This window comes from Vogesella mureinivorans, from assembly GCF_007644035.1.
Lineage (GTDB): Bacteria > Pseudomonadota > Gammaproteobacteria > Burkholderiales > Chromobacteriaceae > Vogesella > Vogesella mureinivorans.
In genome coordinates this window covers 1-370 of record NZ_VMTV02000844.1, presented here as the reverse complement: position 1 = coordinate 370, position 370 = coordinate 1, and the positions used below count along the sequence as shown (strand labels likewise).

Below are 370 nucleotides of genomic sequence, written 5' to 3'. Positions count from 1 at the left end.
ACCAGGCCCAAGCCGGCTCAGGGTCAGCAGCTGGGCCACACCGCGCTCCAGCCGCGCTTGACCGCGCTGGATCTGGGCCAGCGCGCGGGCGCGCGCCGCATCGTCTTCGGCCTCCACCAGGTTGGACAGGTGCAGACGCAGACCGGCCACCGGCGTGCGCAGTTCGTGCGCGGCCTCGTCGATGAAGCGGCGCTCGCGGCGCAGGGTTTCATCGACGCGGCCGAGCAGGTCATTGATCGCGTCGACCAGGCCGTGGATCTCGACCGGAACGCGCGTACGCTCGATCGGCTGCAGCCGATCACCGGCCTGTGCCGACACCGCACGGGCGATGCGCCGCAGCGAGCGGCTGCCCATGCGCACCGCGGCCCAG

General features: G+C 72.7%; 1 protein-coding gene. It reads right to left on the bottom strand.

The window, feature by feature from the left end; genetic code table 11:
• On the bottom strand, positions 1-370 hold a 370-nt coding region (locus FLQ44_RS19890; protein WP_276607889.1), incomplete at both ends, for a histidine kinase dimerization/phospho-acceptor domain-containing protein.